Source organism: Tsukamurella sp. NPDC003166 (assembly GCF_040611135.1).
In the GTDB taxonomy this organism is placed as follows: domain Bacteria; phylum Actinomycetota; class Actinomycetes; order Mycobacteriales; family Mycobacteriaceae; genus Tsukamurella.
The window spans coordinates 36,625-59,524 of record NZ_JBEXNL010000004.1 but is presented as its reverse complement, the minus strand read 5'-3'; the positions used below and the strand labels follow the sequence as shown (position 1 = coordinate 59,524).

Here is a 22,900-nt window from a genome sequence, read left to right as displayed (position 1 = left end):
ACGATCGAGTCACGGCCGGGTAACCGGTTCGCGACCGGCTAGGATTCTGTGGTGTCCAATGCTCCGTTCTCCGCCGCTTCCGCCCTCGTCACCTACGCCGAGAACGCGATCGTCGAGGACGACGCGATGTCGTCGGCCCGCGAACGCGCAGCCGACCTGGGCGTCGACGCTGTCTCTCCGTCCGTCGGCGCGCTGCTGTCGGTGTTCGCGGCCGCGGGCGGCGCCAAATCCGTGGTCGAGGTCGGGACCGGCGCCGGGATCAGCGGCCTGTGGCTGCTCTCCGGGATGCGCCCCGACTCGGTGCTCACCACGATCGACTCCGAGCAGGAGTTCCAGGCCGCCGCGAAGATCGGCTTCCAGCAGGCCGGCGTGGCCGCGAACCGCACCCGCCTCATCAACGGTCACGCCCTGGACGTTCTCCCCCGCCTCGCCGACGCCGCCTACGACCTCATCTTCATCGACGGGGACCCCGTCGATCACCCGCGTTACGTCATCGACGCCGTGCGCCTGCTCCGCCCGGGCGGCGTGGTGGTCGTGAACCTCGGGGACGCCGGCTACCGCGTCCCCGATCCCGACGCCCACGACGACGAGGCCTTCGCCGCCCGCGAGGCCACCCGCATCATCGCCGCCGACGAGAACCTCCTGCCCGTCATCCTGCCGCTGGGCGGCGGCCTCGTCGCTGCCGCGAAGGCCTTCGTCCCGGACGAGTAGTCGGCTCGCCTCTGCCGTACCCGACGGTGCGCCCCGGCCCGGGTCGCTAGTGGTTCCGGCGACGCTCACCTGCGAGTTTCTCACCGAACCCGCTAGCAACCCCGAGCAGGGCAAACGGCCGTCACGGTTGGCCGCCGAGCTCCCAGAGCGCGCTGACCGGGACGGCGAGTTTCCGTTCACCGAACGACAGCGTCTCCGTCCCGGTGTAGAGCACCAACCCGGCGATCAGGTCGCCGCCGAGGCGGCGGGCGAGGTGGTCGATGCCGCGGAAGTCGTCGGAGCGAGCGGTCGCGGACTCCTTCACATCGATGGCGACGACCCGACCGGATCGGTCCTCCAACACGATGTCCACCTCGACCTGGTCCTTGGTCCGGTAGTGGAACATCTCGGCCCGGGTATCGGACCAGGTCAACTGCCGCGCGATCTCCATCGCGACAAACCCCTCCAGGAGGCCACCGAGCTGGCTGTCCGGTCGAGAGAGGGCCGCCTCGTCCTGTCCGAGCACGTTCGCGGCGATCCCCGAGTCGACCATCGCACCCTTCGCAGTCGATACCGCGCGCGCAGACAGATTGCGTGACCACGCGGGTATCCGTTTGATGAGGAAGACCTCCTCGAGGAGGCCGAGGTATCGGTCGACGGTGCTCTGCGGCAGCCCGAGAGAGCGAGCGAGGTTGCCCGGGACCAGCAGCTGGCCGGACCGGGCCGCGAGCAGCCGGATCAGTGCGCGCATCTGCGGTCCGCGCTCGATCGCGGACAGCTGCATCACGTCGCGGTTCACCAGATCTGCGAGGTAGTTGTCCAAGAAGGCCTGCCGCCTGCGACCCGTGCGGGCGACGGACTCAGGGAACCCGCCGCGCACGATCCGATCGATGTACCCGCCGCGGGACTCTCCACTCTCGTGACGGAGGCCGGCCCCGACGGTGAACACCGCATCGACGAATCCGTCCGGCCGCTCGTCGATCTCCCCCTGTGACAGCGGCCAGAGCTCGATCGTCTCCATCCGGCCGGGCAGCGCATCAGGTAGTCCACGGAGCCCGAGCAGCCGGGCCGAACCCGTCAGCAGGTATCGCCCCGGTCGCGGGTCCGAATCCACCGACTCCTTGATCGCGAGGAGCAGGTCCGGCACCCGCTGCACCTCGTCGACGATCAACATCCGTTCGACATCGACGAACGCGGTCGGGTCGAACTCGGCGGCGTTTCGGGTGGCGGCGCGGTCCAGGCTCCTCCACACGGCGTCTCTTTCTGCGCCGACCCGCGCGACGAGGGTGCTCTTACCGCATTGGCGTGCGCCGTCGACGAGTACCACGCGGGTATCGGTCAACGCTTCCTCAACCAGAGCCGATCCGTGACGCGGAAGGATACGCCCAATCGGCGACTGCGGCACCGGAGTCATAGCGCCACCGTACTGCAGCGCTAGTTTGGCCGCACCCCTTGCGCCAGTTTAGCCGCAATATGCGCGCTAGTTCGGCCGCACCACTCACGCTAGGTTGGCCGCTATCGCTGCACCGCTTTGGCCACGCTGATGCACCGGGTGATCCAGTCCCGCTCCTCGGCGTCGAGCCCGCGCCGCATCCGCTGCGCGTCCTCCACAGCCCAGTGCGCGTTGAGCACCATCCGCACGATCACCCAGTCCCGGGCGCGGTCCTCGTCGAGCCCGGCCGCCTCGACCACCGTGTAGAACCGCCGCTGGATGGACTCGCGCAGGTAGCCGGACATCTCCTCCCACCGGTTCCACAGCAGCGGCGCCACCTCGTAGTGCGGGTCGCCGGACATCGGCTGCGGATCGATCACGAGCCACGGCTCACGCGCGGCGGTGAGCACGTTCTCGTAGTGCAGGTCGCCGTGGACGATCCGCCCCACGGACTCCGGGTCTGCGGCGAACGCCCGGCCTCGGGCAAGGGCCAGGTCGATCAGCCGGGGAGGTACAGGCACATCCCGACGGTCCGCCTCCAGCGCGTCGAGCCATCGGGTCAGGAAACCGGTGAGCGGCCGCAGCCGCCCCGGGGCCGGCTTGTGCAGCCGACCGTAGAACCCGGCGACGATCTCACACGCGGCGAGGTCCCACTCACCGGTCAGGTCCCGTTCCCCCAGCTTCTCGAGCAGCAGCGCGCGCCGCGCGGGGTCGGCGCGGAACAGGCGCACCGCACCGTCGCCGCCCCAGGCCTGCAGGGCCAGGTGCTCCTGCTCGACCTCTGGCGCACCGTCGAACGCGATCTTGAGCATCGCCTCCCCGTCCGCGCCCCGGACGGGGATCACGAGCGACGTGAACCCGTACTTCGCCTCCCCCGAAGGGGTGAGCCGCCATTCGCCGAGCAGGTCGTCGGCCAGGCGGGGCAGCCGGTCGAGCCACGCCGCCCAGTCCGGCCCCAGCTTCCGCTGCGCCTCGAGCTCTGCCGGGATCTCCACTCCCGCCACGCTATCCGACGGTCCGCCGACTCACGGTAGGAGCGTCAGCGCCGCCACATGCTTCGGGCGGGCCACGGTGAAATGACGGTGATCGAGGGGTGCGGGCGGCCACGCCCCGCGGGTAGTGGTGCGAGGTGGTGCTCCACCTCGGTCGGCAGGTGGGCGACGCCCCACGATGTCACGGCATCCCGACCCCACCGGCAACGCTGGTTCGGCCACGACGGAACCAGGCCCGCGACGACTCCGGTGCCCACAGCAGGATCGGCACCGCGATCACCGCGACGATCCCGGGCAGCCAGGACAGGATCAGCAGCACCGCCATCACGGTTGCGATGATCTGCGTGCTGCGCCGGTTCCCACGGAGCAGCGCGATGCCGTAGGCCAGCGCGAGCACGGACACCGCGAGCGTCGCGACCTGGAAGACCATCCACGGCGTCATCGTGCCCCAGTAGGTCGTGTCGAAATCGCTCGCGGCGCTGTCGTCGATCTCGCGGGCGAAACCGCTGTACACCTGACCGAGCCATGCGATGGCCACGATCATCCACGCCGTGACCAGCGAGCACAACGCCGCGGTCGTGATCAGCACGACCCCCGCCGCGACCACTGTTCCCGGGCGACCCGCCGGAATCTGCGCCGGCGGCGAGTAGGCGGACGGCGGCGCATACGCAGGCGGTGGCGCATACGCAGGCGCTGGCGCGTGGACCGGCATCCGCGGCGACGGGACCGGGCGCGACAACCGAGGCTGCGGCACAGGCACCGGGCGTGGCCGGGCCTGGGGCTGGGGCTGCGGCCGCGACTGGGGCTGGGGGCGCGGCATCGGCCGGGCCGCCGACTTCGCCAGCACAACCGGATTCGCCGGTCGTGGCGCGACGGGACGCTGCGCGGGGCGCGGCGAGTCCTTCACGACCGGGAACGATCCCGCCGACGGTGCCTCCCGCGCCACCCGGCCCGTGGGCGGGCCCTGCGTGGTGATCGTGGTCGGCGGCGCTGCGGAACTTCCCGGCGCCGGCAGTTCCCCGGTCGGCTTCGCCACTCCCGCCAACGACCGCGACCCGTAGCGCGGGTCGACGCCCACCACGGCCGTCACCTGATCGGGCGTCGACGGTGCCCTTCCCTGCGGCGGCATCGGCCTGCGCGGGTCCCGCGGCACCGGTGGATGCACGGCGCACCTCCCCGAGGCATCGTGACAGTCGGACGCCTCAGAATCACAGACGGCATCGATTCCGACAATCGTCCGATCAGAGGACACCGCGCCACCTTCACGCCGAGGTCCGTCTCGCCCGAATCAACGGAGTCCGCGTCGTGTCCGCATCATCCACGAACCGGACCGCGGTCCACAGGTCGGTCTCGCGTCTTCATAGCGTTGTAACGTTATGAAGAATGAACCACGCTATGAAGAAGCGATGAGCGGCCAAGAGGGATCGCGCGCCGGCGCCGAGACCCACCGAGCCATGCGCGGGACGCATGGCAAGATCCGGAAAACAGTCACTGACCTGCAAATCTATCACCCATGCGCCGCACGCATGGGTTCCAGGAAAGACTATCGGTCGGCAGGAACGCCGACGGGTCGCATCAGCGTCGGGTACTTCGGCGGCAGGCCGTCGCCGGTGGAGATGCCGCGCACGCGGCGGGAGATCCACGGGTAGGCGAACTCGCGACGCCAGCGGCGCTTGATCTCGCGGTCCTCGGCGGCCGTGATCACCGGCTCCGGCCCGAGATCCGCGGCCACCAGCGAATGCGGCACGCCCAGCACGTCCAGCACCGCGATCGCCATCCGCAGATGCCCGGGCACGGACATGTGGATCCGGTCGAACTCCCACATCCGCAGGTCGCGGTACTCCTTCATCCGCCAGTAGTCGAGCAGCAGCAGCCCACGGTCCGCCGCGATCTCGCGCACCAGCTCGTTGTAGACGGCGAACCGCCCGCGCAGCGCTCCGAAGATCCCGCTGCCGTGCGTATCGGCCGCGGTCCAGACCACCACCGTGGCGCCCGACGCCGCCAGCCGCCCCAGCATGTCGTCGTACGCGGCGACCACCGCGTCCACGTCCACCGACGGCCGGATGAGATCGTTCGCACCCGCGTACACGGTCACGAGGTCCGGCTGCAGATCCAGCGCGGGCGATAGCTGCTCGGCAACGATCTGGTCCATCTTCTTGCCGCGGATCGCGAGGTTCGCGTAGCCGAAATCCGGTGAGCGCGCGGCCAGTACCTCGGCCACCCGGTCGGACCAGCCCCGGTACTCGTGCGTGCCGGTCGGGTCCGGATCGCCGACGCCCTCGGTGAACGAATCCCCGATCGCCACGTACCGCAGGTACTCAGTCATAGCCCTAGACGTCCGTCGAGAACCGCACGCCACCGTCGGGCAGCTCGACCCCCGGCCACACCCGCGCGCCGTGCAGCAGCTCGCACCGGGCGCCGACGGAGGCACCGTCGCCGATCACGGCCTCGCGGATCCGCGCCCGCGGCCCGATGTGCGCGCCGAACCCGATGATCGACCGCTCCACGATCGCGCCGGCCTCGATCCGCACCCCGTCGAAGACCACGGCACCGTCGAGCCGTGCGCCCGCACCGATCTCCGCTCCGCGACCGATGACGGACCCGCCGATCACCAGCGCGCCCGGCGCGACGGAGGCGCCGGGGTGGATGAGGCATTCCCCGCGGGTGCCGTCGAGGGCGGCCGAGGGTGCGATGCCCCGCACGAGATCCGAACTGCCGGCGACGAAGTCCTCGGGGGTGCCCATGTCGCGCCAATAGCCGTAGTCCACGTGGCCGTAGAGCTTGCGGTCGCCGTTGAGCAGCGCCGGGAAGACCTCGCGCTCCACGGAGACCGGCCGACCGGCGGGGATCTCCTCGATCACCGAACGCTTGAACACGTAACAGCCAGCGTTGATCTGGTCGGTCGGCGGGTCCTGCGTCTTCTCCAGGAACGCGGTGACGCGGCCGTCGCCGTCGGTCGGCACGCAACCGAACGCGCGGGGGTCGGCGACGCGCACGAGGTGCATGGTGACGTCGGCGTCCTTCTCGCGGTGCGTCCGCACCACCGCGCGAATGTCCGATCCGCCCAACACATCCCCGTTGAACACCAACACGTTCTCCGCCTTCAGGGCGGGCAGCACGTTGCGGATGCCGCCGCCGGTGCCCAGCGGCTCCGTCTCGACGACGTACGAGAGCTCCAGTCCCAGTTCGGATCCGTCGCCGAAGTACTCCTCGAAGACCTCCGCCTTGAACGAGGTCCCCAGCACGACGCGGCGGATGCCGGCGTCGCGGATCCGTGAGAGCAGGTGGGTCAGGAAGGGCTTGCCCGCCGTGGGCAGCATCGGCTTGGGCGCCGACAGGGTGAGCGGCCGTAGGCGAGTGCCCTTGCCGCCCACCAGGATCACGGCCTCGACATCACTGAGGTCCACCCCGGCGTCCTGTTCCACCGAACTCATCATTCCCCTTTTCGTCTCCGCGTCGCCGCGAGAACACTGATCCGCGAGCGCGCGGCCAGCCCCACCTTCATCGCCGCGCGCAGGGGCGCGGCCGCCGGACCGGGATGCCGGTCGGCGAAGAACCGGTACGCCGAGGCGTGGTGCGCGGGCAGCATGAGCTCCGGCACCTTGCCGGCCGCGTGCCCCTTGGCGTGCACGATCTCCGCGGTCGGGACGTAGACATTGCGCCACCCGGCCCGCGCGAGGCGATCGCCGAAGTCCACGTCCTCCATGTACATGAAGTAGCGGTCGTCGAAGCCGCCGATCGCCGCGAAGGCCTCGGGGCGCACCAGCAGGCAGGAGCCGCTGAGCCAGCCCGCCTCCCGCTCCGACAGGTCCGCCTCGGACTGCTGGTACGCACGCGTCCACGGGTTCGACTTCCACACCGTGCCGAGCAGCGCGTGGCCGATCCCGTACCGCATGCTCGGGACGGTGCGGGCCGACGGGTAGACGGTGCCGTCGGGGTCGCGGATGAGCGGGCCGAGCGCGCCCGCCTCGGGGTGCCGCGCCGCGGCCGCGATCAGCTCGTCGATCGAGCCGGGACCGAACGCGACGTCCGGGTTGCTGATGAGCAGGAGGTCCGGGAACGGCGCGGTGCCCGCCGCCGCGTCGGCGCGCAGCCGGGCCACCGCGAAGTTGATGGCCCCGCCGTACCCCAGGTTCGCGCCGGTGCGCAGCAGTTCGGCCTCCGCGTGCGCGGCGTCGGCGGCCTCGGGCGCACCGTCGACCGACCCGTTGTCGGCCATGAGCACGCGCGGCGCGGCGCCCGAGAAGGCACCGTCGATGCTGGTCAGGAAGTTCTCGAGGTGCTCACCCGGGGAGTAGGTGACGGTGACCACCCCGAGCGTCACAGGGGGTGGGGCGATCTCGTCGGCGGTTCCGGGCACGCGCACAGGTTACCGGTCGGTCGCGGACGGTAACCATTGGCCGGGCCCCGGCGGCGCGTCCAGCGCCCGGTCCAGCGCGTCCGTCCAGTCCGGGAGCGGCGCCAGTCCCCACGCCGCCCACGCCGCGGACGAGAGCACCGAGTACGCCGGGCGGGGCGCGGGGCGCGGGAACTCCGCCGACGTGCACGGCGCGACGCGCGCGGGGTCGGCGCCGACCCGCTCGAACACGCCCCGGGCCAGGTCGAACCAGGTCGCGGCGCCGCCGCCCGCCGCGTGCAGCACGCCGCCGGCCCGGCCCGGCTCGGCGGCGAGCAGGGCGGCGAGGTCCAGCAGGCCCAGGGCGAGGTCGGGGGCGTACGTGGGCGAGCCCGTCTGGTCGTCGACGACCTTCGGATCCACGCCGTCGCCGGCCAGCCGCCCCATGGTCCCGACGAAGTCCCGCGCCCAGGCACCGTCGGCATCGCGACCGGTGTACACCCATGCCGTCCGGACCACGACGGTGCGCGGGTCCGCCGCCCGCGCCGCCTCCTCCCCGGCGAGCTTGGTGCGGCCGTAGACGCTCGACGGTGCCGTCGGGTCGCCCGGCTCCCAGGCCCGGGGCGGCACGGGCGCGGGCCCGAAGACGTAGTCGGTGGAGAGGTGGACGAGCCGGGCGCGGGCGGCGGCGCACCGTCGGGCCAGCAGACCGGGCGCGAGCGCGTTGAGCGCCCCGGCGGCGTCGGGCTCGGACTCCGCGGCGTCGACGGCGGTGTGAGCCGCGCAGTTGATGACGATCGTGCCGGGCGCAAGATCGAGGCCCGCGACCGACTGTGGCGAGGTCACATCGAGGGCGTCGCGGCCGAGCGCGCGCACCGCGACCCCACGGTCCGCGGCTGCCCCGACCAGCGCCGATCCCAACTGGCCGGACGCGCCGGTGATCACCAGGTTCACACTGCAAACCGTACGTGACGGCCGCGCATGCGTAACTTCCCAGGTCCAGTCGGTACCGTTATGGGGATGTGATCAAGCGGGCCGAAGCAGGAGGCCCGATTCCGGCGACAAGGAGTGGTGGGTGTCCGACAGCCCGAGTCCACGCGGCGCGCGCCATTCCCGCGGCGCCGACGCGAAGCGTCGCAGCGTCCGCGCGGAGAACGAGGGCGGCACCGACGGCGCGCGGAGCCCGCGGCAGGTGCCCCGCGCCGCCGACCTGTCCGCCGACACCCGCGAGCGCCTGCAGCGCAGCGGCAAGGCCCTGATCGCGCTGATCACGGCGATCGTGCTGGTCGTGACGGGGGTCGCCTGGTTCTGGTGGTCCCGGTTCGCGGGCGACATCGAGCGCGGTCCGACGCTCGCCGCCAAACCCGACGGCGCGACCGACATCCTGCTCGTGGGTACCGACTCCCGCACCGACGCGAAGGGCAACCCGCTCTCCAAACAGGAGTTGGCTCGGCTGAACGCGGGCGTCGACGACGGCACCCTCAACACCGACACGATCATCCTGATCCGCATCCCCAACGACGGGAAGTCGGCCACCGCGATCTCGATCCCCCGCGACGCCTATGTCGCGATCCCGGATCAGGGCAAGGGCAAGATCAACTCGGCCTTCGCCGGCGCCGCGAATGTCACCCGGGACAAGGCGATCAAGGACGGCGACGACGAGAAGACGGCTGTGCAGAAGGGCAACGAGGAGGGGCGCAAGGCGCTCATCGAGACCGTCGCGGACCTGACCGGCGTCTCCGTCGACCGGTACGCCGAGATCGGCCTGGTCGGCTTCTCCCGCCTCACCGACGCCGTCGGCGGCGTCGACGTGTGCCTGAAGAAGCCCGTCAACGACTCGTACTCGGGCGCCCGGTTCCGCGCCGGCAAGCAGACGCTCAAGGGCCCGCAGGCGCTGAGTTTCGTGCGCCAGCGGCACGGTCTACCGCGCGGCGACCTCGACCGCGTCACCCGGCAGCAGGTGTTCATGGCCTCGCTGGCCAGCAAGATCCTCTCCACCGGCACGCTCACCAGCCCCAGCAAGCTCAGCCAGCTCCAGAACGCGCTGACCACCTCGGTCACGCTGGACCAGGACTGGGACGTCATGGGCTTCGCGAAGGAGCTCGCGAACCTCTCGGCGGGCAACATCAAGTTCTCGACGGTCCCCGTCGTCCGCGACGACGGCTGGAGCGACGACGGCCAGCAGTCCGTGGTCGTCGTCGACCCGAAGCAGGTCCAGGCCTACGTGACCGGCCTCCTCGGAGGCGAAACGCCGAAGACGAAGACAACGACCACCACGTCGAGCGCGCCGGCCGTCCCGTCGGTGAATCGCTCGTCGTACACGGTGGACGTGGTCAACGGCGGCTCCACCACGGGCCTCGCCAGCGGGGTGTCGAACTTCCTCGCGGGCAAGGGCTTCGCGCAGGGCCGGGCCGGCAACGCCTCGACCTCGGAATCCGGCCTGAGCTCGCGGAGCGCCGTGCTCGCGAGCTCCTCGTCGGACCAGGGGGCGAAGGCCGTCGCCGCACTGCTCGGCGGGCTGCCGGTCGTCGCGAGCACCTCGGTCTCGTCGGGCCACGTCAAGGTCCTGATCCAGGACGGGTACGCCGGTCCGGGCTCCTCGGGCGACTCGGGATCGGACTCCGCCACGACCACCACGTCCCTGGCGCCGGGCATGACCGAGGCGCTCGACCCGAGCGAGGCGGCGCGCATCAGCTCACTCCTCAACAAGCCGGGCTTCACCGCCCAACAGAACGGAGGCGTCCCGTGCGTGGATTGACGGTCACCGACCGCCTGCTCGTCCCGATCGTGCAGTCCGACGGTGCCGCGCCCCGGTTCACCTGGTACGACGATGCCTCCGGCGCCCGGATGGGCCTGTCCGCCGTCACGCTCGGGAACTGGGCGGCCAAGTGCGGCAACCTGCTCCGCGATCAGTACGGCCTCGGCCCCGGCGACGCCGTCGGCGTCCTGCTGCCGGCGCACTGGCAGACGGCGGGAATCCTGTTCGGCGCGTGGTGGGCCGGGTGCGAGGTCCGCTTCGGCGAGTCCGGGTCGGTCACCTTCGCGGCCCCGGACCGGCTGGACGACGCCGACGGTGACGAGATCCTCGCGGTCGGCCTCGACGCCTTCGGGACGGCCGTGCCCGACCTTCCGCCCGGCATCGACGACTACACCACCGAGGTGCGCGTCCACCCCGACGCGTTCACGCCCGGCGACGCGGGCACCGCGCTCGCCGGCGACTCCCCCGAGATCGTCGTGGCGCGGTCCACCGCCCTCTCCGCCTCCGCCGGCTACGCCGCCGGCGACCGCGTGCTCTCGACGCGCCAGTGGCGCACCGTCGACGACCTCTACGACGGCCTGCTCGCCCCGTTCGCGGCCCCGGCCTCCGTGATCCACGTGTCGAACCCCGACGCCGACAAACTCATGGACAAGTTCGCCACGGAGAAGGCCACCGCCCGGGTCGCGTGACGACCCGCAGCGATGGCCTTCCGAGGCAGGAGTTGGATCAGCGCAGCAGCTGGCGCGACATGACGAGGCGCTGCACCTGGTTGGTGCCCTCGTAGATCTGGGTGATCTTGGCGTCGCGCATCATGCGCTCGACCGGGAAGTCGCGGGTGTAGCCGGCGCCGCCGAGCAGCTGCACGGCATCGGTGGTGACGTCCATCGCGACGTCGGAGGCGAAGCACTTCGACGCGGAGCTGATGAAGCCGAGGTTCTTCTCGCCGCGCTCGGCGCGGGCGGCGGCCGTGTAAACCATGAGACGGGCGGCCTCGAGGCGCATCGCCATGTCGGCGACCATGAACTGCACGCCCTGGAACTCGGAGATCGACTTGCCGAACTGCTTGCGGTCCTTGATGTACTCGATCGCCACGTCGAGCGCGCCCTGCGCGATGCCGACGGCCTGCGCGCCGATGGTCGGGCGGGTGTGATCGAGGGTCTGCAGCGCGGTCTTGAAGCCGGTGCCCTCCTCGCCGATCATGCGCATCGCGGGAATGCGGCACTCCTCGAAGGCCAGCTCGGCGGTCGGGCTGCCCTTGATGCCCAGCTTGTGCTCGTAGCCGGTCACCGAGAAGCCCGGGTCGTCCTTGTGCACGATGAAGGAGCTGATGCCGTTGGCGCCCTTCTCGGGGTCGGTGACGGCCATGACGGTGTACCAGGTGGACTTGCCGCCGTTGGTGATCCAGCACTTGGAGCCGTTGAGGACCCACTCGTCGCCGTCCTTGCGGGCGCGGGTGCGCATCGACGCGGCATCGGAGCCGGCCTCGCGCTCGGAGAGGGCGTAGGAGGCCATGGCCTCGCCGCTGGCGAGCGAGGGCAGCACGTGCTGCTTGAGCTCCTCGGAGCCGTTGAGGATCAGGCCCATGGTGCCGAGCTTGTTCACGGCGGGGATCAGCGAGGAACTGCCGCAGACGCGGGCCACCTCCTCGATGACGATGCAGGTGGCGACGGAGTCGGCGCCCTGGCCCTCGTACTCCTCCGGCACGTGGATGGCGTTGAAGCCGCTCGCGACCAGCGCGTCGAGCGCCTCCTGGGGGAACCGCTCCTTCTCGTCGACGTCCTTGGCGTGCGGCGCGATGTCGCGCTCCGCGAGCGCCCGGATGGCGGCGCGCAGTTCCTCGTGCTCCTCGGGGAGCTGGAACAGGTCGAAGTCGGGGTTGCCAGCCATGGGGGCCTCCATCAGCGTCTACGTGTTTGGTCCGCGCTGATTCTATCCATGCCCCGACCCGAGTCAGTTAGTCGCACGTAACCAATATTCGACGGTCCGCTTGTTCCCAGGCACAGTCGGCATCCGCACCCGGTCTCCCGGCCCACTTCGCTGCCACCCATCTCGCGCCCCTGTCAACCTCCCACCCATCTCGCGCCCACCGCGGGGCCTCCCATCTCGCGCCCCACCGCGGGTCCTCCCATCTCGCGCCCCACCGCGGGTCCTCCCACCCATCTCGCGCCCCACCGCGGTCCTCCCACCCATTTCGCGGCTACCCACCTCGCACGCGGGATGGGTAGCCGCGAGATGGGTGCGACGACCCGTTCAGCCCGCCGCGCGGACCAGACCGTGACGCCGCATCGCCGGCAGCAACAACTGCTCGAGCCGACCGGGCGCCTTCAGCACGCTCCAGCGCCAGCGGATCACCTCGAAGCCGGCCGCCTCGAACAGTTCCTGGCGGGACTTCTCCGCGGCGAGCGCCTCCTCGAGCTCCTCGTCGGTCGCGCCGTACTTGTCGCGACCGTCGAACTCGCCGACCAGGGAGCCCCATTCGAAGTCCGTGTAGAACGTGCAGCCCGCCAGCAGGTGCTCGGTCTGCAACTGCGGCGTCGGCAGCCCCCGGCCGCGCATCTGCATCCGTGACAACGACTCGCCGGGCGATTCACTACAGGTCACCGACAGGTCCACGCCGAGGCGCGCGGTCGCGGACCCTCGACGACGACCCAGTCGATCGATGCAGAGCCGCAATTCGTCGAGCGCGACAGGATCCGGATCCTCCGGTTTCGGATACCGCGGCTCGAGACGGACAGCGTCGAAGGCGCACACCGCGCGCTCGAGGTCGCCGGTCATCGCGATGTCCACGGCGGTGCGGGCACGGCTGGTGACGCGAACGCCGTCGACGACCACGATCTCGTCGTCGCGCAACGGCCGCGAGTGCAGGTGCACCGTGCCCCGCACCCCTCCGCCGTGACTGCGGCTCACGGTGAAGTGGACCTTGTCGCGCGCCGGTCTCAGGTACGGGATCCTGTGCAGGGCCGCCGCGCTCTCGTGGCTGACCACACCGGACCGGCCCGACGCGGTGGCCAAGGACCGCGTGCGGTACCGCGCCGACGGGTCTTCCGGCACGTTCAGCGCGTACTTCCCCGGCCCCGGCCGATACAACCGGCCGCTCCGAACGGCCGCGGTCAGCGCGTCGGTGGTCCACCCCGTGGCCATCAACTCCGCCCTTGGTCGAATCTCCCCCATGGGTCCAGTGAACACCCGAAGGCGTGCGGTACGCGGCACTGAACTCGGTTCATCCACAGGCCGGGCGAACCCTCGATCGAGGGTCTACGAAGCCATCCACAGGGCCCTGGTCATCGCCCCACCCCCGGCGCGGCAGCACACCCCGCACGCGAGGTGGGCTGCCGCGAAAAGGGTGGGAAGCCCCGCCGACGCCGCGAAACGGGTGGGAGAACCCGCTGAGACCTGCTCATACCCGCGAAACGAGGTGGGAGACCCCGCTGCCTAACCCTCCAGCAGCTTGCGCCGCAGCGCCTCGTCCTTGCGCAGCACCATCTGCTCGAGATCCGCCTGGAAAGCGGTCATCTTCGCCCGCAGCGCCGGGTCCGCGGCGCCGAGGATGCGCACAGCCAAGAGCCCCGCGTTGCGGGCGCCGCCGACGGACACCGTCGCCACCGGGATCCCCGCGGGCATCTGCACGATCGACAGCAGCGAGTCCATACCGTCGAGGTGCTTGAGCGGGACGGGCACGCCGATCACCGGCAGCGGGGTCGCGGAGGCGACCATGCCCGGCAGGTGCGCCGCGCCGCCCGCGCCGGCGATGATCACCTCGACGCCCCGGTCGGCGGCGCCCTTCGCGTAGTCCAGCATCCGCTGCGGGGTGCGGTGCGCCGACACGACACCCACCTCGAACCGGATCCCGAACTCGGCGAGCGCCTCGGCGGCGGCCTCCATCGTCGGCCAGTCCGAGTCGCTGCCCATGATCAGCCCGACGCGCGGTCCCGTGTTCTCAGCCATGCACACTCCATCCATCGGTCCACTCCGCGGTCGCCATCCAGTGCGCCGCACGTTCCGCCCGCTCCCGCAGCTCCGCGACGTACGCCGCGTCACCACGGTCACCGTCGAGCGACCCGACGACGTTGACATGCCCGATCTTGCGGTCGGGCCGGCCCTCCTTGCCGTACATGTGCACGTGCGCCTCCGGCATCCGGGCCATGAGGTGGTGCAGCCGCTCGTCGACGCTCATCTCGGGCTCCGACGGTGCGCCCAGCACGTTCGCCATGACGGTGAGCGGCGCGGTCGCGGCGGTATCACCCAGCGGATAGTCGAGCACCGCGCGCACGTGCTGCTCGAACTGGCTGGTCACGCACCCGTTCATGGACCAGTGGCCCGAGTTGTGCGGGCGCATCGCGAGCTCGTTGACGAGCATCTCGCCCGACGGGGTCTGGAACAGCTCCACGGCCATCACGCCCACCACGCCCAGTTCATTCGCCAGGCTCAGGGCGAGCGACTCGGCGAACGACGCGTCCTCGTCGGACAGCACCGGCGCGGGTGCGAGCACCACGGCGCACTGTCCGTTCCGCTGCACCGTCTCGACGACCGGCCACGCCGCGCCCTGACCGTACTGCGACCGCGCGACCATCGCCGACAACTCCCGGGCGAGCTCCACCCGCTGCTCCGCGAGCACCTGCACGCCCGCGGCGAGCTGCTCCTCCGCGACCGCGACGGCCTCGTCGAGCGTGTCCGGCAGCCACACGCCGCGGCCGTCGTAGCCGCCGCGCACGGCCTTGAGGACCACCGCACCGTCGAACCGCTCCCAGAAGGCACGGACATCGTCCGGCGAGCTGATATCGGCGAAGCCCGGCACGGGCGCACCGAGCTCGGTCAGACGGTGCCGCATCGCCAGCTTGTCCTGCGCGTAGAGCAGCGCCTGCGGCGGCGGGTTGACGGTGACGCCCTCGGCCTGCAGCTGCAGCAGGTGCTCCGTGGGCACGCCCTCGTGGTCGAAGGTCAGCGCGTGGGCGCCGGTCGCGACGCGACGCAGGTCGTCGAGCCGGTCGTGGTCGCCGAGGACGACATCGGGGCAGACCTGCGGCGCGGGCTCGTCGGGCGAGGCGGCGAGCACCCGCAGGCCCTGCCCCAGCGCGATCGCCGCCTGATGGGTCATGCGGGCCAACTGACCGCCGCCGACCATGGCCACGACGGGTCGCGTCCGGCGCGATTGAACATCACTCACGGTGCCATTTTTTCAGGCGTCACTTCGCGCGCTCCACCCGGTCAGCGATAGCGAGTAGCGCGGTCGCGTATTCAGCGGTTTCGGCTTCGTTCCGCAGCGCCGCTGCAACCTCGGCACGCCGCGCGGCAGTCAGGCCACGATGCCGCGTTCTGAGCGCGACGATCTTCCGCTGATGTGCCATCATCACCCGCCTTCTCGCTTCGACCACGTGCGGGGCGTTCAAGTTCAAGACGGTGTCGATCACGTCTGCGGCGCCCGCCGGCATGCCTGCAACTGCGGATACTCGGCCGGCGCGATCCACCTCTACGAGGCGCTCGGCAGTCCACGTCTTGGGGTTCCTGAACCGAGCGCAGATGTGCTGGTCCGCTTTCGCCTTATCGCAGGTGAAGGCAGAGCCGGCGCGTTCTGCACCGTCGCAACAGAGCAGGAGGTTGGTCCATACAGTAGGCGCGTCATCACCGCTGGCCGCTCGGGTGCACAACGTACAGTCGCTCCCCCACTCCGACAGAGACTGCGGATGGAAGTGTTCGATTCGTGTCCCGTGATCTGGTCGGGCCGGATCACGAAGGCGCCGCTCGCAGTATGCGCACCGACCGCTCTGCTCCTCCCACAGCGCGCGGCGGATCTCGCCGCTGGAGGAATACTCAGGGAACTCGGCGCGCGCAGACCGGAGCTGGGCGTAGACAGGCGGCTGGGCTGGGAAGATGCGTCGCATCAGTCGTCGAGGTCGTAGAACGCGATACTGGCGTCCGCGTCAGCCAATTGCGGCACATTTGTGACACCCCCGAGTTCTTCATCGACGATTCGCCGGAGGCGCCGCGCCCTGTCCGAACGTCCTTCACCCTGGTCCACCAGGCGGACGTAACGTTCGAGATCCTCGTTGATGGGCAGGTCCGGCTCCGGGTCCGTCGCCAGGATCCGCTGCAGGATCACATCACTTCGCAGACCGGCCGCGTAATCGGCGTGGTGCACTGTGTTGCCGTCGATAATCCTGATCGATTCGGCTTCCACAGTCGAGAGCACCTGCGGGCTGTGGGTCGTGACGATGAACTGGACCCGGGGAAAGGTCTCGCGGAGTAGCGGAAGGATGCGTTGCTGCCAGGTCGGATGTAGATGCAGGTCGACTTCGTCGACCAACACGATCCCGGGCGTGCGGCTGAGTAGTTCCCCCGCACCGAACCTCGGGTTCGCCCTGGCAGCGCGGCTGACGAGGTCAATCACAAGACCGGCCGTGATCCGGATTCCACTGGACAAGAACGACATCGGCAGAGTTCCATGTCGGGGGTGCGCGAGCGTCAGCTCGTTTACCACCGGATTCCATCGTGGGTCTCCCCAGCCGGTATCGGCGAGTACGCCGTTACAGGCGAGGCGGATCGCCTCGAGCTGCGCGCGCCCCGCTGTCGCTTCGGCACCGTGCTCGTTCGCCACAAACACCGAGAGAGTGAGTGCCTCGATGAACGAGGACAGTCGAGACAGGTCCGACCGGCCATCGAGGGTCGAGTCGTATGCGCCGGACCGCGACCTCGCGATCTCCCCCGACGCTCGTCGGACACCAACCAACCGCTCCACGCCGTACAACGCGATAACTGGCAACATGGGTGCCGACTCGATGTTCTTGGCCGATCCTCGCCAGATCCTGGACGACGCGAGGCCGACGCCCCCGTCGTCAGACCAGGTGGTCCGACCTCGGGAACTCGACCGGCTCCGGCGCCATCGGTACGGCGACCCGGCGATCATTCCCTCAGCCCGCGCCTCTACGGGATAGACGGCTTCCATCTGCGCGACGGCCGACTCGGAGGTCAGATCACCGACGATCTCACGCGCGTCGTCCCGACCGAAGCCACGGGTGTCTCCATCGAACGCACGCACGATGGTCGACAGCACGATCGCAAGCGCATCGAGAATTGCGGTCTTGCCTGAGCCGTTCACCCCGACCAGCACTGTGCACGAGGGATCGAAAGTGACCTCCAGGCGCTCGAAACAGCGGAAGTTCTCGACGACCAGCCGATCCACATGCCAGTCTCCGGGGGGCGTCATATACCCAGATTACGGGAGCCCCACCGCGTGCCGAGCCCCCAGCGACCGCGTCACACTCCCCGCGGTACTATTCACGGTTCCATTACAGTGGCGCACGTGGCTTTCATCGAGGCGATTCTGGATCGCACCCCGGCACCGCTTCGCGGGCTCGTCATGCAGCACCACGAGCTGATCAAGTTCGCGATCGTGGGCAGCACGACGGCCGTCTTCGACCTCGCCATCTTCTACGGCCTGGTGCTCACGGTGATGAGCGAGAAGCCCACCGTCGCGAAGGTGTTCTCGGGCGTCTGCGCCGTGATCCTCTCGTACATCCTCAACAGTGAGTGGAGCTTCAAGCACCGCGGCGGCCGGGAGAAGCACCACGAGGCGCTGCTGTTCTTCGCCATCTCGGGCATCGGCGTGCTCATCATGGCCGCGCCCATCTTCATCGCGAACAACTTCTTCCACCTGCGCAATGTCGACTCGAAGACCACGCTGATCATCGTCGACTTCGTGCTCAACTACATCGTCGGTAACCTGCTGCAGATGGCCTTCCGGTTCTGGGCCCTGCGCCGCTGGGCCTTCCCGGAGGACATGAGCGACGCCCCCGCGCAGGAGTCGATCCCCTCCGCCGGAGATTCGGCGCCCGCCGCTGAGCGCTGACAATCGCAGCGTGCGGAGCCGCATCCTCCGCTCGACCATCGCGGTCGTGGCGGTCACCGGCCTCTTCCTCGGCCTGCCGCTGATGTTCTACACCTGGCGCTGGCTCGACGACGCCGCCCGCACCGACCTGCAGCACCGCCTGACGCGGGCATCGTCGGAGATCCTGGGCCAGGACCAGCGCACCGGCGATCGCGGCGAGCCCCCCGTGGACGCGTTGCGCCTGTTGGTCCCGTCCGGCGGGCGCCTCGTGCTCACCTACACCGACCGCAACGGCGTGCCCCGCGAGCTCACCGTCGGCGCCGACACCCCACTCGAGAAGCCCATGGTCGAGGGCACCTCGCTCGGCGAGGCCGGCGTGTTGCGGCTCGAGCAGGACTACTCCAGCGTGCGCAGCGAGCAGTACCGCGCCCTGACGATCGAGCTCATCGTGATGGCCCTGTCCGTCACCGCGGGCGTCGTGGTCGCCGCGGTCACCGCCAGCCGGGTCGCCGACCCCGTGCAGGACGTCGCGGACCGCGCCCAGCGCCTCGCCGACGGCGACTTCCGGCCCGACCCCAACCGGCACGGCATCGAGGAGCTCGACCGTGTCCTCGACGTCCTCGACGCCGCCACCGTCGAGATCGCCGACCGCCTGCAGCGGGAGCGGCAGATCGTGGGCGACGTGTCGCACCAGCTGCGCAGCCGCCTGACGGCCATCCACATCCGCCTCGACGAACTCACCCTGCACACCGACCCCGAGGTCGTCACCGAGGCCCGCGCCGCCCTCGACCAGGTCGACCGGCTGACCTCGTCGGTCAGCGACATGGTCCAGATGGCCCGGACCGAGCGCATGCCCCAGGGCGTGGTCGACATCCGCGCCGAGCTCACGCCACTGCTGGCGGACCTCGCGCCGTCGTTCGCGAAGGCGGGCCGGCGGCTCACCGTCGTGCCCGGGCGGGGAGCGCCCCTGCCGGCCCGGGCCACCGCGACCCGCGTCCGGGAGGCCGCCGCGGTACTCGTCGACAACGCGCTGGTCCACGGGCGCGGCGAGGTCCGCGTCACGCTCGGCTCCGTGGGCGCGCACACCGTGCTCGTCACCGTCTCCGACGAGGGCTCCGGCATCTCCGACGGTGACGCCCAGCGCATCTTCCGGCGCGGCTACTCCGCCGGGAACGGGACCGGGGTCGGCCTCGCCCTCGCCCGCGCGTTCATCGAGGGCGACGGTGGCCGCCTCCAACTGCAGAGCCGAAGGCCGACCACGTTCGCGATCTTCCTCCCGGCCTCCGCACCCGACGATCCGCCCGAGCCGTCCGGCGCGTGGGAACCCGAACCGCGCTGACGGCCGCGCCTACTCCCCCGCGGCGCGGCCCCGTCGATCCGCGGCGACGATCTGCTCGAGCAGGCCGGGGAAGACCGTCTCCAGGTCATCACGGCGCAGCCGCGTCATCCGGCCGTTCCCCACATCACGCTGCCAGACGAGGCCGGCGGTGCGGAGCACCTTGAAGTGGTGGGTGCGCGTGGACAGCGCCCACGGCATGCCGAAGACGCTGCAGAACTGTTCGGTACCGTCCGGCTGCTCCGCGAGTTGGACGATGACGCTGCGCCGGTTCGCATCGGACAGGGCGTGGAGGATCTTCGACAAGTCGTACTCGTCGAGATCCGGATGTCCGTCGTGATCCGGCATGGCGACCTGAGTCCTTTCGCGGAGTGGGCTGGAACCTCCTTCACTCATGCTACCTACCGGAGTTCCAGTTCGTTACTCACTCATAGGACTCGTCCGTGACGCGCACCGGCAGCCCGAGCGGACGGTGAACGAGCACGCCGGTGTCCCACGCGATCGCCTCGGGCGGCGCAGCGAGTCGCAGGCCCGGCAGTCGCGCGGTGAGCACGGTGACCGTCTCGACGATCACCGTCCTCGCCAACGCCGACCCCATGCAGTGATGCATGCCGTATCCGAATTGGAGATGCCGCCGGCCCACTCGCGCAGTGTCGATCAGCCACGGATCGGGGAACACCGAGGGATCACGGTTGGCCTCGTGCGCGTCGGCGTAGACGACCTCCCCCTCATGGACAACCCCGCCGGACAGTACGACGCGCTGGGACGCGATGCGCGGGAAGGTCGAGATCCGCCCGAGCGGGAGAAGACGGAGCAGTTCCTCGACCACATCGGGGATCACCGCCGGACTATCCACCATGAGCTCCCACAGCGCACGTTCGGCGAGCGCCACGTACACGACCTTCGCGAGCACGGACAGGACGTTCTGGTCGCCGCCGACGAGGGAGCCGAGCAGGATCGCCGCGTACTCGGCGTCGGTGACCGGCGGCGCGACGGTGTCCCGCGCGGCCAGGAGTCCCGTCACCAGGCCGTCGTCCAAGGCGCGCCGACCGGCGATGAGGTCCTCGATGTAGCGGTAGAGCTCGCCGAAGTCAGCGAGCAGGCCCGGGACGTCGGTGTCGTGCGCGAGCTGCATCCGCCGGGACAGATGCCGGAAGACCGGGATGTCGCGCGCAGGAATTCCCAGGTATCCGGCGTTGACACTGATCGTCAGCGGGTCGAGCAGTTCAGCCATGAGATCCACATCGGCGGATGCGTCGAGCGGCCGCGCCAGGTCGTCGACCGCCGACTCGACGCGACCACGGACCACCGGCGCGAGCGCACCGATGGTGTTGGCGCTGTACGCCGCGGCGACGAACCGCTTGAGCCGGCCGTGACGAGGATGGTCGAGATTGAGCAGCATGTCCTCCGGCATGATCGTGGGGAGGAAGCTGGGCCCGTCCGCGACGTTGGCCGGGCCGCGGAGGAACGAGGCGTCGGTGAGAACCCGGTGCACGTCGTCGTAGCGGGTCGCATGAACCGCGACATGTCCGCTGGGAAGTACCACCTGGGGCAGTCCACCTCGTGATGCCGCCGGATGATCCACGATCATCCCGTCCGGGACGATGCCCGCGATGTCCCGGATGTCGAAGCGGACGGGCGCGGGATTGATCGGCGTGGACATCGGCACTTCTCCGGGACTCGGGAGCCCGTACGCCGGACGTGCAGAATCGCGACGGGCAGAACGACGAGCAGGCCGACCGTTCCGGCGACGGTGGTGTCGAACGCGCTGCAGCGCCGCTCCGACGTCGCCGACCGCCTGGTCGGCGTCGACGAAGCGCACCGCGGTCCAGCCCGATCGGCGAGCGGAGACGCAGTTCTCCTCGAGATCGTCGACGAGGATGCAGTCCTCGGGATCGACGTCGTTGCGCCGCGCGGCGAGTTCGAAGATCGCCGGATCGGGCTTCCGCATTCCGACCCTGCACGAGTCGATCAGATCCGTGACGACGTCATCGATGCCGATCATCGACCGCCAGTACGGTTCCCACTCGATGACGTTGTTGCTGAGCACTCCCACATCGATTCCGTCCGCGATCAGCTCGAGCGCGAATCGGCGGACCGGCTCGTTGACGCTGTGCCCGTCGAACCATTGCCGCCCGAAATCGAGTTCACTGCGGGACAGGTCGATATCGGGGTGCGCACGAGAAATCGCGGCGTGCAGTTCACGCACCCAGGACCGCTCGTCGATGATGCCGAGTTCCAGGGGCGCGAGCGCAGGCATCGAATAGTCATCTCCCACGGCAGCCATGGCCGCCCGGAGAACGTCGGGCGAGATGCCCGTGCGATCTGCATAGCTACGAAAAAGAACGGGAAGCGGGGGCGAGAGAACGCCGCCGAAATCGAACCAGACGAACGGCCTGCGTTCGTTCACTGGACCATCGTCCACACGTCGACGGGCGTCACCCGAAGGTGAACGCGGCCGGACGCGATCGCGTCATCACCCTGCGTGATCCGGATGGTGGCGAGGACGGAGCCGTCCTCGTCGGGATCGGGTTCCGCGACGGCGCGCGCGATCGTGTCGAGCTCGAACTCGCCGAACTTCTCGAAAGTAATCTCCAGCCGGTGCATCACCATCCTGTTCGTATCGAGCCCCAGCGACGAGTTCGCAGCAGCCATCGCGATCTGACGCGCCGCCTCGAACTGCAGCATGCCCGGAACGTGATCGAGTGCGTGATCGAAGAGCGACGGATGGTTCGTGTCGATCACAGTGAGTGCGCTGATCTCGCCGTTCTCGTCGAGGGTCGGATTCGCCAGGATGGCGTTGCGTGGGTTGTGCCGCCCCACGGCCGCAGGTCGCATCCGCGCCACCGGCGCCGCATCGGGAACCGCGTGCGCGTCCGGCAGTCCGAGGCCGCGCCTGGCGCGGCACCGGATCCGCGCCCAGACAGCCGCGGGCATCCACAGGTAGCTCATCGTCTCCCGCGCGGCGACGGCCCCTTCGATGCGCGCGGTCATCTCCAGTGTGAGCCCGACGATCGCGCCGTCGCGCCGCTTCTCTGCCACCACCTCGGCGGCGATGGTGCAGTGCCCGGGACACGCGCCGATCCGGAACGTGTCCCGGTCGAGGATCTCGAAATCAGCGGATCCGAAGACGAATTTCTGCGCCCGCTCCACACCGACGAACGTGTGCGCGTAGTAGATCGCCACCTGCCGGAACACCTCGATCAGGAGAAGCGGGTCGTACGTCGCGGCCGTACCACGATGATCGCTGAAGTACGAATGATTCCGCGGCAACTGCGCCGCGAACACGGCACCGTTCGGGCTCGCCATTGCATCGGTGAGAAACACCTCCGCAATCGACTCTCGATGGACGATGTCCCGCGGGATGTTTCGGTCGTACGACAGCGGTCGAACGGTTGCGGTCACGGATTCCCCTCCGGGTGAGTTCTGCCGAGTTACGAGCCTCAGCCCGCATCAGCTTCAAGACGTGGAGAAGGTACGTTAAATCTCATACCTATTGCAAGGGTAGCCCCTCAGTGTTCGTCACGGCCGCGA

At 69.9% G+C, this 22,900-nt stretch carries 21 protein-coding genes; 5 read left to right on the top strand and 16 right to left on the bottom strand.

The window, feature by feature from the left end; genetic code table 11:
- The first annotated feature begins 48 nt into the window (after positions 1–48).
- A complete protein-coding gene (locus ABZX10_RS06230) occupies positions 49–711 on the top strand; it encodes an O-methyltransferase (protein WP_355535902.1) in 663 nt (220 codons plus the stop codon).
- A gap of 121 nt (positions 712–832) precedes the next feature.
- On the opposite strand, the gene ABZX10_RS06225 is transcribed toward ABZX10_RS06230, so the two are convergent.
- The 7 genes from ABZX10_RS06225 to rfbD form a co-directional block, all read right to left on the bottom strand.
- Complete coding sequence (locus tag ABZX10_RS06225; RefSeq protein ID WP_355535899.1) at positions 833–2,032, bottom strand: ATP-binding protein; 1,200 nt, start codon at positions 2,030–2,032, stop codon at positions 833–835.
- Between the two features lie 173 nt (positions 2,033–2,205).
- Positions 2,206–3,117: an aminoglycoside phosphotransferase family protein gene (locus ABZX10_RS06220; protein WP_355535895.1), complete on the bottom strand. Its 912-nt coding sequence runs from the start codon at positions 3,115–3,117 to the stop codon at positions 2,206–2,208.
- Positions 3,118–3,295: 178 nt separating this feature from the next.
- The gene (locus ABZX10_RS06215; RefSeq protein WP_355535892.1) at positions 3,296–3,703 is read right to left on the bottom strand and encodes a hypothetical protein; all 408 of its coding nucleotides are present in this window, start codon (positions 3,701–3,703) and stop codon (positions 3,296–3,298) included.
- Positions 3,704–4,657: 954 nt separating this feature from the next.
- A complete protein-coding gene (locus ABZX10_RS06210; protein ID WP_355535888.1) occupies positions 4,658–5,440 on the bottom strand; it encodes an SGNH/GDSL hydrolase family protein in 783 nt (260 codons plus the stop codon).
- A gap of 4 nt (positions 5,441–5,444) precedes the next feature.
- Complete coding sequence (locus ABZX10_RS06205; RefSeq protein WP_355535885.1) at positions 5,445–6,548, bottom strand: NDP-sugar synthase; 1,104 nt, start codon at positions 6,546–6,548, stop codon at positions 5,445–5,447.
- On the bottom strand, positions 6,548–7,474 hold the full coding sequence (locus tag ABZX10_RS06200) for a glycosyltransferase family 2 protein (RefSeq protein WP_355535882.1): 927 nt from the start codon (positions 7,472–7,474) through the stop codon (positions 6,548–6,550). Before ABZX10_RS06200 ends, ABZX10_RS06205 begins: the two co-directional genes overlap by 1 nt.
- A gap of 9 nt (positions 7,475–7,483) precedes the next feature.
- Entirely contained in the window at positions 7,484–8,395 is a 912-nt protein-coding gene (rfbD, locus tag ABZX10_RS06195) for a dTDP-4-dehydrorhamnose reductase (RefSeq protein WP_355536659.1), read from the bottom strand.
- 130 nt (positions 8,396–8,525) lie between these two features.
- Here rfbD and ABZX10_RS06190 point away from each other — a divergent pair, with 130 nt between their 5' ends.
- On the top strand, positions 8,526–10,208 hold the full coding sequence (locus ABZX10_RS06190) for an LCP family protein (protein ID WP_355535879.1): 1,683 nt from the start codon (positions 8,526–8,528) through the stop codon (positions 10,206–10,208).
- Positions 10,196–10,897, top strand: coding sequence for a TIGR03089 family protein (locus tag ABZX10_RS06185; RefSeq protein ID WP_355535876.1), 702 nt, complete (start codon positions 10,196–10,198; stop codon positions 10,895–10,897). The genes ABZX10_RS06190 and ABZX10_RS06185 overlap by 13 nt, the downstream gene beginning before the upstream one ends.
- A 37-nt stretch (positions 10,898–10,934) precedes the next feature.
- On the opposite strand, the gene ABZX10_RS06180 is transcribed toward ABZX10_RS06185, so the two are convergent.
- The 6 genes from ABZX10_RS06180 to ABZX10_RS06155 all read right to left on the bottom strand — a co-directional run bounded on the left by ABZX10_RS06180 (position 10,935) and on the right by ABZX10_RS06155 (position 17,409).
- Positions 10,935–12,095, bottom strand: coding sequence for an acyl-CoA dehydrogenase (locus tag ABZX10_RS06180; RefSeq protein WP_355535873.1), 1,161 nt, complete (start codon positions 12,093–12,095; stop codon positions 10,935–10,937).
- A 363-nt stretch (positions 12,096–12,458) separates the two neighbouring features.
- The gene (locus ABZX10_RS06175) at positions 12,459–13,379 is read right to left on the bottom strand and encodes a hypothetical protein (RefSeq protein WP_355535870.1); all 921 of its coding nucleotides are present in this window, start codon (positions 13,377–13,379) and stop codon (positions 12,459–12,461) included.
- A gap of 261 nt (positions 13,380–13,640) precedes the next feature.
- Positions 13,641–14,153, bottom strand: coding sequence for a 5-(carboxyamino)imidazole ribonucleotide mutase (purE, locus tag ABZX10_RS06170; RefSeq protein ID WP_355535867.1), 513 nt, complete (start codon positions 14,151–14,153; stop codon positions 13,641–13,643).
- Positions 14,146–15,372 carry a 5-(carboxyamino)imidazole ribonucleotide synthase gene (locus tag ABZX10_RS06165; RefSeq protein ID WP_355535864.1) on the bottom strand — a complete coding sequence of 409 codons (1,227 nt, stop codon included), beginning with the start codon at positions 15,370–15,372 and terminating at the stop codon, positions 14,146–14,148. Before ABZX10_RS06165 ends, purE begins: the two co-directional genes overlap by 8 nt.
- Before the next feature lie 19 nt (positions 15,373–15,391).
- A complete protein-coding gene (locus ABZX10_RS06160) occupies positions 15,392–15,616 on the bottom strand; it encodes a hypothetical protein (RefSeq protein WP_355535861.1) in 225 nt (74 codons plus the stop codon).
- 470 nt (positions 15,617–16,086) lie between these two features.
- Positions 16,087–17,409, bottom strand: coding sequence for an AAA family ATPase (locus ABZX10_RS06155; protein ID WP_355535858.1), 1,323 nt, complete (start codon positions 17,407–17,409; stop codon positions 16,087–16,089).
- Between the two features lie 96 nt (positions 17,410–17,505).
- Between ABZX10_RS06155 and ABZX10_RS06150 the strand changes: the two genes are divergently transcribed.
- Positions 17,506–18,051 carry a GtrA family protein gene (locus ABZX10_RS06150; protein ID WP_355535855.1) on the top strand — a complete coding sequence of 182 codons (546 nt, stop codon included), beginning with the start codon at positions 17,506–17,508 and terminating at the stop codon, positions 18,049–18,051.
- Between the two features lie 10 nt (positions 18,052–18,061).
- Positions 18,062–19,369, top strand: a complete 1,308-nt coding sequence (locus tag ABZX10_RS06145) for a HAMP domain-containing sensor histidine kinase (RefSeq protein ID WP_355535852.1) — start codon at positions 18,062–18,064, stop codon at positions 19,367–19,369.
- A gap of 9 nt (positions 19,370–19,378) precedes the next feature.
- Here the strand turns inward: ABZX10_RS06145 and ABZX10_RS06140 are convergent, their stop codons facing one another.
- The 3 genes from ABZX10_RS06140 to ABZX10_RS06130 form a co-directional block, all read right to left on the bottom strand.
- A complete protein-coding gene (locus tag ABZX10_RS06140; RefSeq protein WP_355535849.1) occupies positions 19,379–19,714 on the bottom strand; it encodes a helix-turn-helix transcriptional regulator in 336 nt (111 codons plus the stop codon).
- 76 nt (positions 19,715–19,790) lie between these two features.
- Entirely contained in the window at positions 19,791–21,776 is a 1,986-nt protein-coding gene (locus ABZX10_RS06135; RefSeq protein WP_355535846.1) for an HAD-IA family hydrolase, read from the bottom strand.
- A complete protein-coding gene (locus ABZX10_RS06130) occupies positions 21,773–22,771 on the bottom strand; it encodes an AfsA-related hotdog domain-containing protein (RefSeq protein ID WP_355535843.1) in 999 nt (332 codons plus the stop codon). Before ABZX10_RS06130 ends, ABZX10_RS06135 begins: the two co-directional genes overlap by 4 nt.
- Positions 22,772–22,900 lie beyond the last annotated feature (129 nt).